Raw genomic sequence first — 7,792 nt, 5'->3', positions numbered from 1 at the left:
TCTGGCGCGCGCCGAGGGCGCCGGCCTGTCGGCGCCGATGGTCGATCGCCTCAAGCTCACGCCGAAGGTCATCGACACCGTGGCCCAGGGCTGCGAACAGCTGGCCGCGATGGCCGACGTGATCGGCGAGGTCATCGGCATGAAGCAGCAGCCCAGCGGTATCCGGGTCGGCCAGATGCGGGTGCCGATCGGGGTCTTCGGCATGATCTACGAGAGCCGGCCCAACGTCACCATCGAGGCCGCGAGCCTGGCGATCAAGAGCGGCAACGCGGCGATCCTGCGCGGCGGCTCGGAAGCGATCGAGTCGAACAAGGCGCTGGCCCGGCTGGTGGCCGAATCGCTCGAGGAGGCCGGCCTGCCGGTCGACGCGGTGCAGCTGGTCGCCACCACCGACCGCGAGGCCGTGGGCCAGCTGATCGCGATGCCGCAGTTCGTCGACGTCATCATTCCGCGTGGCGGCAAGGGCCTGATCGAGCGCATCAGCCGCGACGCCAGGGTGCCGGTCATCAAGCACCTGGACGGCAACTGCCACGTCTACGTCGACCACACGGCCGAACTCGACATGGCGCTGAAGATCGTCGACAACGCCAAGACCCAGAAGTACAGCCCCTGCAACGCCGCTGAAGGCCTGCTGGTGGCGTCCTCGATCGCCGAGACCTTCCTGCCGGAGATCGGTGCGATCTTCGCGGCCAAGGGCGTGGAGATGCGCTGCGACCGGGCGGCCGCCCACATCCTGCGTGCCGAGAGCGCGCACCTGCCGGCCGACAAGGTGATCGATGCGATCGAATCCGACTGGTCGGAGGAATACCTGGCCGCGGTCATCAGCATCAAGGTGGTCGAGGGCGTGGACGAGGCCATCGCGCACATCAACCGCTACTCGAGCCACCACACGGATGCGATCGTCACGCGCGACCACATGAACGCCCAGCGCTTCCTGCGCGAGGTGGATTCGGCCAGCGTGATGGTCAACGCCAGCACCCGTTTCGCCGACGGCTTCGAGTTCGGCCTGGGCGCCGAAATCGGCATCAGCACCGACAAGTTCCATGCACGTGGGCCGGTGGGGATCGAGGGCCTGACCTCGTTGAAGTACGTGGTCCTGGGCCAAGGCGAAGTCAGGACTTGAGCCCCGGCGACCGGCCGGCGTAGCCTGGCCCGTTGGTGAACACCGCGGAACGGCCAGGCCGCTGGTGTTGCCCCCGGCAGGGGGTGGGCGCCCGGACACGAAGTGCCGGGCAACCTGGGGGCGAGCCACACCTTTAGATTGTGATCAGGGCGTTCGCCCCCAAATCTACAATTCCGCCTAGCTAGCTTCAGATACAAATCCAACAAGGCCGCCCGCATGGTCCCCCATCTCGTCACCGCCCTGACCGGCCCCATCAACGAACTCGAGCAGCGGGTGCTCGATTCCACGCCCGCCATCGAGCGCTGGTTCCGGCTCGAATGGATGGAGCACACGCCGCCGTTCTACAGCTCGGTCGACATCCGCAACGCCGGCTTCAAGCTGGCGCCGGTCGACACCAACCTCTATCCCGGGGGCTGGAACAACCTGACGCAGGAGATGCTGCCGCTGGCGGTGCAGGCGGCCCAGGCCGCGATCGAGAAGATCTGCCCCGAGGCGCGCAACCTGCTCGTGATCCCCGAGAACCACTCGCGCAACACCTTCTACCTGGCCAACGTGGCGCAGCTGGTGCGGATCTTCCACATGGCCGGGCTCAACGTGCGCGTGGGCTCGATCGACCCGGCGATCAAGTCGACGAAGAAGATCGAGCTGCCCAACGGCGACACGGTGTGCCTGGAGCCGGTGGTGCGCAGCAAGCGCCGGTTGGGTCTGAAGCATTTCGACCCCTGCACGATCCTGCTCAATACCGACCTGTCGGCCGGCACGCCGGGCATCCTCGAGGATCTGCACGAGCAGTACCTGCTGCCGCCGCTGCATGCGGGCTGGTCGGTGCGCCGCAAGAGCAACCATTTCCACAGCTACGAAGAAGTGTCGAAGCGCTTCGGCAAGCTGCTGGGCATCGACCCCTGGCTGATCAACCCGATGTACGCCAGGGCCGCCGACGTCAGCTTCGCCACCGGCCAGGGCATCGACGTGCTGACCAGCCACGTCGACGCGCTGCTGACCAAGGTCCGCCGCAAGTACAAGGAATACGGCATCAACGAGAAGCCCTTCGTGGTCGTCAAGACCGACAACGGCACCGCCGGCCTGGGCGTCATGACGGTGCGCGACGCCAAGGAGATCGAAGCCCTGGTGCGCCGTCCGCGCGCCAGCAAGGCCGGCGCCGCCAAGGAGGGCCAGGAGCTCGGCGACCTGATCGTCCAGGAAGGCGTGCTGACCAACGAGCGGGTGCACAACGGCGTCGCCGAGCCGGTGGTCTACATGATGGACCGCTACGTGGTCGGCGGCTTCTATCGGGTGCATGCCGAGCGCAAGCCGGACGAGAACCTCAACCTGCCGGGCGCCAGCTTCGTGCCGCTGGCATTTTCGGAGAGTGCGCACTTACCTCAGCCCGGTGCCAAGCCCGGCGCCAGCGCGCCCAACCGCTTCTACATGTATGGCGTGATTGGCCGGCTCGCGATGGTGGCGGCCAGCTACGAGCTCGAGGCCACCGACCCGGATGCCGAAGTTTATGAATGATTCCGGTTTATAGCTTGCAGGCGATCGCTACAACGGCAAAATAGCGGCCCCATAACAATGCAAACGACAGGGTGGAAGGCGACGAAGCGGCCGAAGCGGGCCTCCGAGGCGCCGCGCGGTGTGCTGCACGCCCGCGACCCTTTGCACCGACCCCGTGTCCGCCCCTAAATCCTCCTCCGCTGCGCTGATCCTCGCGGCCATCGGTGTCGTCTACGGCGACATCGGCACCAGCGTCCTGTACGCGGTCAAGGAGGTGTTCGGCCACGGTCACGTCCCGTTCACGGTCGAGAACGTCTACGGCATCCTGTCGATGTTCTTCTGGACGCTGACGGTGATCGTCTCGCTGAAGTACGTGGTGCTGGTGCTGCGGGCCGACAACGAGGGCGAGGGCGGGCTGGTGGCGATGCTCGCGCTGGCCTCGCAGGCGGTGGTCGACAAGCCGCGGCTGCGGCGGGTGCTGCTGGTGGTGGGTATCTTCGGCACCTCGCTCTTCTATGGCGACGGCGTCATCACGCCGGCGATCTCGGTGCTGTCGGCGGTCGAGGGCCTGGAGGTGGTGTCGCCGCAGTTCCGCCACTACGTGATCCCGATCACGCTGGTCGTGCTGTTCTGCCTGTTCGTGGTCCAGAAGCGGGGCACCGCCGGCATCGGCCGCTTCTTCGGCCCGGTGACGCTGGCCTGGTTCCTGGCGATCTCGCTGCTCGGCGTGTCGCAGATCGTCACCCACCCCGAGATCCTCAAGGCGATGAGCCCGCATTACGCGCTGCGCTTCATGTGGAACAACCCGGGCACCAGCTTCATCATCCTGGGCGCCACCGTGCTGTGCGTGACCGGCGCCGAGGCGCTCTACGCCGACCTCGGCCACTTCGGCAAGAGCCCGATCCGCATCGCCTGGTTCTCGGTCGTCATGCCGGCGCTCACGCTCAACTACTTCGGCCAGGGCGCCCTGCTGCTGGAGAACCCGCTGGCGGTCAAGAACCCCTTCTTCATGATGGCGCCCGAGTGGGCGCTGCTGCCGCTGGTGTTCCTCGCGACGGCCGCCACAGTGATCGCCTCGCAGGCCCTGATCACCGGCGCCTTCAGCGTCACGCGCCAGGTGATCCAGCTCGGCTACCTGCCGCGCATGAACATCGAGCACACCAGTGTCCGCACGGCGGGCCAGATCTACATCCCGTTCGTCAACTGGGGCTTGTTCGTCGCGATCGTGCTGGCGGTCGTGATGTTCCGCTCGTCGAGCAATCTGGCGGCGGCCTATGGCATTGCCGTGACCACCGACATGCTGATCACCACGGTGCTGACCTTCTTCGTGATCCGCTACGCCTGGAAGTACCCGCTGTTCCTGTGCATCGCGGCCACCGGCGCCTTCTTCCTGGTCGACTTCCTGTTCTTCGCCTCGAACCTGCTCAAGCTGTTCGACGGCGGCTGGTTCCCGCTCCTGATCGGCGGCTCGATCTTCATGCTGATGCTGACCTGGAAGGAAGGGCGCAGGTTGATGGGCGAGACCCAGCTGGCGGAGGCGATCGACCTGCGCGGCTTCCTCGACTCGGTCTTCGTGAGCCCGCCGGCGCGGGTCGACGGCACCGCGGTCTTCATGACCGCCGAGCCCGGCGTGGTTCCCAATGCGCTGTTGCACAACCTCAAGCACAACAAGGTGCTGCACGACCAGAATCTGTTCGTGACGGTGCGCAACCACGAGGTGCCGTGGATCCCGATGGACAAGCGCATCGAGATGGAGGCCCTGGGCCACCACTGCTGGCAGGTGGTGGTGCACTACGGCTTCAAGAACGAGATCGACTTGCCGCGCGCGCTCGAGAACGCGCGCCTGCGCGGCTGTCAGATCGAGCCGATGGCGACCAGCTACTTCCTGTCGCGCGACGTCGTGATCCCGACGCTGGGCAGCGGCATGGCGCCCTGGCGCGAAAAGCTGTTCGCGCAGATGCACCACAACGCGAGCGGGGCGGCGGACTTCCTCGGATTGCCCAACAACGCCGTCGTCGAGCTCGGCTCCAAAATCGAGATCTAGCTCGCCCCCAGGTTGGCTCACTTCGTGTAGCCGCCCACCCCCTACCGGGGGTTCCTGGAAGGGTGCGGCAACACCCCGGCACAATCTACCGATGCGATTTTTCAAGGATCTCAGCCTCTCGGCCTTCACCGCGGGCTTCGTGGCGGTGCTCGTGGGCTTCACGAGCTCGGTGGCGATCGTGTTCCAGGCCGCGCAGGCCTTCGGCGCCACCCCCGAGATGATCTCCTCCTGGATGTGGGCGCTGGGCCTCGGCATGGGCCTGGCCTCGGCGCTGCCCTCGCTGTGGTGGCGCAAGCCCGTGATGATCGCCTGGAGCACGCCCGGCGCCGCGGTGCTGGCGGTCGCGGGTGCCGGCTACAGCATGAACGAGGCGGTCGGCGCCTTCATCGTCTGCGCCCTGCTGATGACCCTGGCCGGCGCCACCGGCTGGTTCGAGCGCGTGATGAACAGGATCCCGATGGCGCTGGCCTCGGCGCTGCTGGCCGGCGTGCTGGCGCGCTTCGGGCTGCAGGCTTTCATTGCCGCCCAGACGGCGCTGCCGCTGGTGCTGCTGATGCTCGGCACCTATCTTGCGGCCAAGCGCGCGCTGCCGCGCTACGCGGTGCCGCTCACGCTGGGCGTCGGCATCGCCTTCGCCGCTGCGCGCGGCGAACTGGCCTGGAGCGCGGTGCATTTCAGCCTCGCCCTGCCGGTATTCACGATCCCGGTCTTCAGCTGGCAGGCGGTGGTCAGCCTGGCGCTGCCCCTCTTCGTCGTCACCATGGCCTCGCAGAACCTGCCGGGCGTCGCCGCGATCCGCGCCGCGGGCTACCAGTTGCCGGTGTCGAAGCTGATCACGATCAGCGGCCTTTTCACGCTGGTGCTGGCGCCTTTCGGGGCCTTCGCGCTGAATCTCAGCGCCATCACGGCCGCCATCTGCATGGGCCGCGAGGCGCACGAGGACTCGGCGCGGCGCTACACCGCCGCGGTCAGCTGCGGCGCGATCTACGTCGTCATCGGCCTGTTCGGCGCCGCCGTGACGGGCTTGCTGACCGCCTTTCCKAAGGAACTGGTCGCGACCATCGCCGGCCTGGCGCTGCTGGGCACCATCGGCGGCGGGCTGGCGGCTGCGGTGCGCGACGAATCGCATCGCGAGGCGGCGCTGATCACCTTCCTGGTCACGCTCTCGGGCGTCACGCTCGCGGGCATCGGCTCGGCCTTCTGGGGCGTGGTGGCCGGCGCCGTGGCGCTCGGCATCCAGCAGCTCGGCCGCAAACCCCACGCCGGCAAGGACATCGCGCCTGCCGGCAAGATCAGGCTCGACGAGCGATCGGCGGCCGAGCGGCCCGTCGCGACACCCTCCTCCACGGCTTCGGCTCCGGCCGCCGGAAAGACCTCCTGACATGCACATCCTCTTCGTTGCCGACCCGCTGGATCAGTTCAAGATCTACAAGGACACCACCTTCTCGATGATGCGCGAGGCCCAGCGGCGCGGCCACACGCTCTCGGTCTGCGAGCCGCGCCACCTGGGCTGGCAGCGCGGCCAGCCGGTGACCGCGAAGGCGCGTGCGATCGTGCTGACCGGCGACCCCGACGACTGGTTTCGTGAAGAACCGGTGCAGGAGCGGCCGCTCAAGGGCTACGACGTGGTGCTGATGCGCAAGGACCCGCCCTTCGATGCCGAGTACATCTACGCCACGCACCTGCTGGAGCAGGCCGAGCGCGAGGGCGCGCGGGTGGTCAACAAGCCGCGCTCGCTGCGCGACCACCCGGAGAAGCTCGCGATCATGGAGTTCGCGGAGTTCACCACGCCGACGCTGGTGACCCGCGATGCGGCCTCGGTGCGCGCCTTCCACGCCGAGCACCAGGACATCATCCTGAAGCCGCTCGACGGCATGGGCGGCATGGGCATCTTCCGGGTCAAGGCCGACGCGCTGAATCTCGGCTCGATCGTCGAGACCCTCAACAAGAACGGCGCCGAGACGATCATGGTGCAGCGCTTCGTGCCGCAGATCTCGGAGGGCGACAAGCGCGTGCTCGTGATCGGCGGCCGCCCGGTGCCCTACAGCCTGGCGCGCATCCCGCAGGGCACCGAGGTGCGCGGCAACCTCGCGGCCGGCGGCAAGGGCGTGGCGCAGCCGCTGACCGACGACGACCGCCGGATCGCCGAAGCGATCGGGCCGGTGCTGAGCCAGCGGGGCCTGCTCCTGATCGGCCTCGACGTGATCGGCGGCTCGCTGACCGAGATCAACGTGACCAGCCCGACCTGCTTCCAGGAGATCACCGAGCAGACCGGCTTCGACGTGCCGGCGATGTTCATCGATGCGCTGGAGGCGGATGTGCAGGGGTGATGGTCGAGCGCAACGCAAATTGCCCGAGAACTTGGCCAACCCGAGTTGCGGGAGCTGGTGCTGGCTCGCCACGTCGTGCCATACGCTCATTCTGAGCGAGAAGCGGTGTTGCTCTCGATACGGCACGAGCGTCAGTTGAGTTACGGATTGCCCAAGCCATCGACCTGACGGATACTGATGAAGACGGGCGGCAACCGGCCGCCGGTTGCCGCCGTCGTGAATCCCTGTCAACCTTGGGTCCCAGGCGGTCGTTGTGGTCTGACCTCTGCTGATGGCGAGGCGAATCGACCGCCAACTCCCAAGGAAGGTTACACAATGAGCAAACTTCTCGCAGTCATGATCGCCGGCCTGTTCGCGGCAGGCGCCTATGCCCAGAATCCGGCCGGCACATCGTCGGAACAGCAACCGGTGACGAACAGCAAGGCGCAAAACCGCGCCCAAACCAAGGTGGATGCGCGCCCCCAAGGCAAGGTGAAGAAGCCGGTGGGCGATGAGGCCAACAGCTCCGAACTCAATCCTGAGGCCAGCGGCGGCAAGGCCGCCGCGGCAGGCCAGAACAGGGCCAACGCCAAGCCCCAGGGCATGGCGAAGAGGCCGACGGGCGACCAAGCCAACACTTCTGAACTCAATCCTGAGGCCAGCGGCGGCAAGGCCGCGAATGCAGGGCAGGCCAAGGTCGACGCGCGCGATGCCAAGGCGGCGGCCAAGAAGCAAGCCCCCACGAACTGACCGGCATTCGGTCTTTGCTCGAGCAAGCGCCCCAGTGGCGCTTGTTCGATCTCCGGGCGCGCCGTTTCCGGC

Annotated in this window: 6 protein-coding genes; all 6 read left to right on the top strand. The window is 67.2% G+C overall.

Annotated features, from left to right (window positions below):
- Positions 1-1,123, top strand: a 1,123-nt coding sequence (locus AC1D2K_RS04790; RefSeq protein ID WP_478086710.1) for a glutamate-5-semialdehyde dehydrogenase, incomplete at its 5' end; no start/stop codon positions are given.
- Positions 1,124-1,339: 216 nt separating this feature from the next.
- Entirely contained in the window at positions 1,340-2,638 is a 1,299-nt protein-coding gene (gene gshA, locus AC1D2K_RS04785; protein WP_478086709.1) for a glutamate--cysteine ligase, read from the top strand.
- Between the two features lie 154 nt (positions 2,639-2,792).
- Positions 2,793-4,661, top strand: a complete 1,869-nt coding sequence (locus AC1D2K_RS04780) for a potassium transporter Kup (RefSeq protein ID WP_478086708.1) — start codon at positions 2,793-2,795, stop codon at positions 4,659-4,661.
- 91 nt (positions 4,662-4,752) lie between these two features.
- Positions 4,753-6,042, top strand: coding sequence for a benzoate/H(+) symporter BenE family transporter (locus AC1D2K_RS04775; RefSeq protein ID WP_478086706.1), 1,290 nt, complete (start codon positions 4,753-4,755; stop codon positions 6,040-6,042).
- A 1-nt stretch (position 6,043) separates the two neighbouring features.
- Positions 6,044-6,991: a glutathione synthase gene (gene gshB, locus AC1D2K_RS04770; RefSeq protein WP_478086705.1), complete on the top strand. Its 948-nt coding sequence runs from the start codon at positions 6,044-6,046 to the stop codon at positions 6,989-6,991.
- Positions 6,992-7,327: 336 nt separating this feature from the next.
- Positions 7,328-7,720, top strand: a complete 393-nt coding sequence (locus tag AC1D2K_RS04765; protein ID WP_478086703.1) for a hypothetical protein — start codon at positions 7,328-7,330, stop codon at positions 7,718-7,720.
- Positions 7,721-7,792 lie beyond the last annotated feature (72 nt).

The organism is Variovorax sp. P1_H12_2, from assembly GCF_056405335.1.
Note: the sequence above shows the minus strand (reverse complement) of the source record. Positions and strands in the feature narration are given on the sequence as shown.

Bases quoted from the DNA above. Each gene is read 5' to 3' on its own strand.
- gshB (WP_478086705.1), top strand. From the start codon at position 6,044: ATGCACATCCTCTTCGTTGCCGACCCGCTGGATCAGTTCAAGATCTAC.
- gshA (WP_478086709.1), top strand. From the start codon at position 1,340: ATGGTCCCCCATCTCGTCACCGCCCTGACCGGCCCCATCAACGAACTC.
- AC1D2K_RS04765 (WP_478086703.1), top strand. From the start codon at position 7,328: ATGATCGCCGGCCTGTTCGCGGCAGGCGCCTATGCCCAGAATCCGGCC.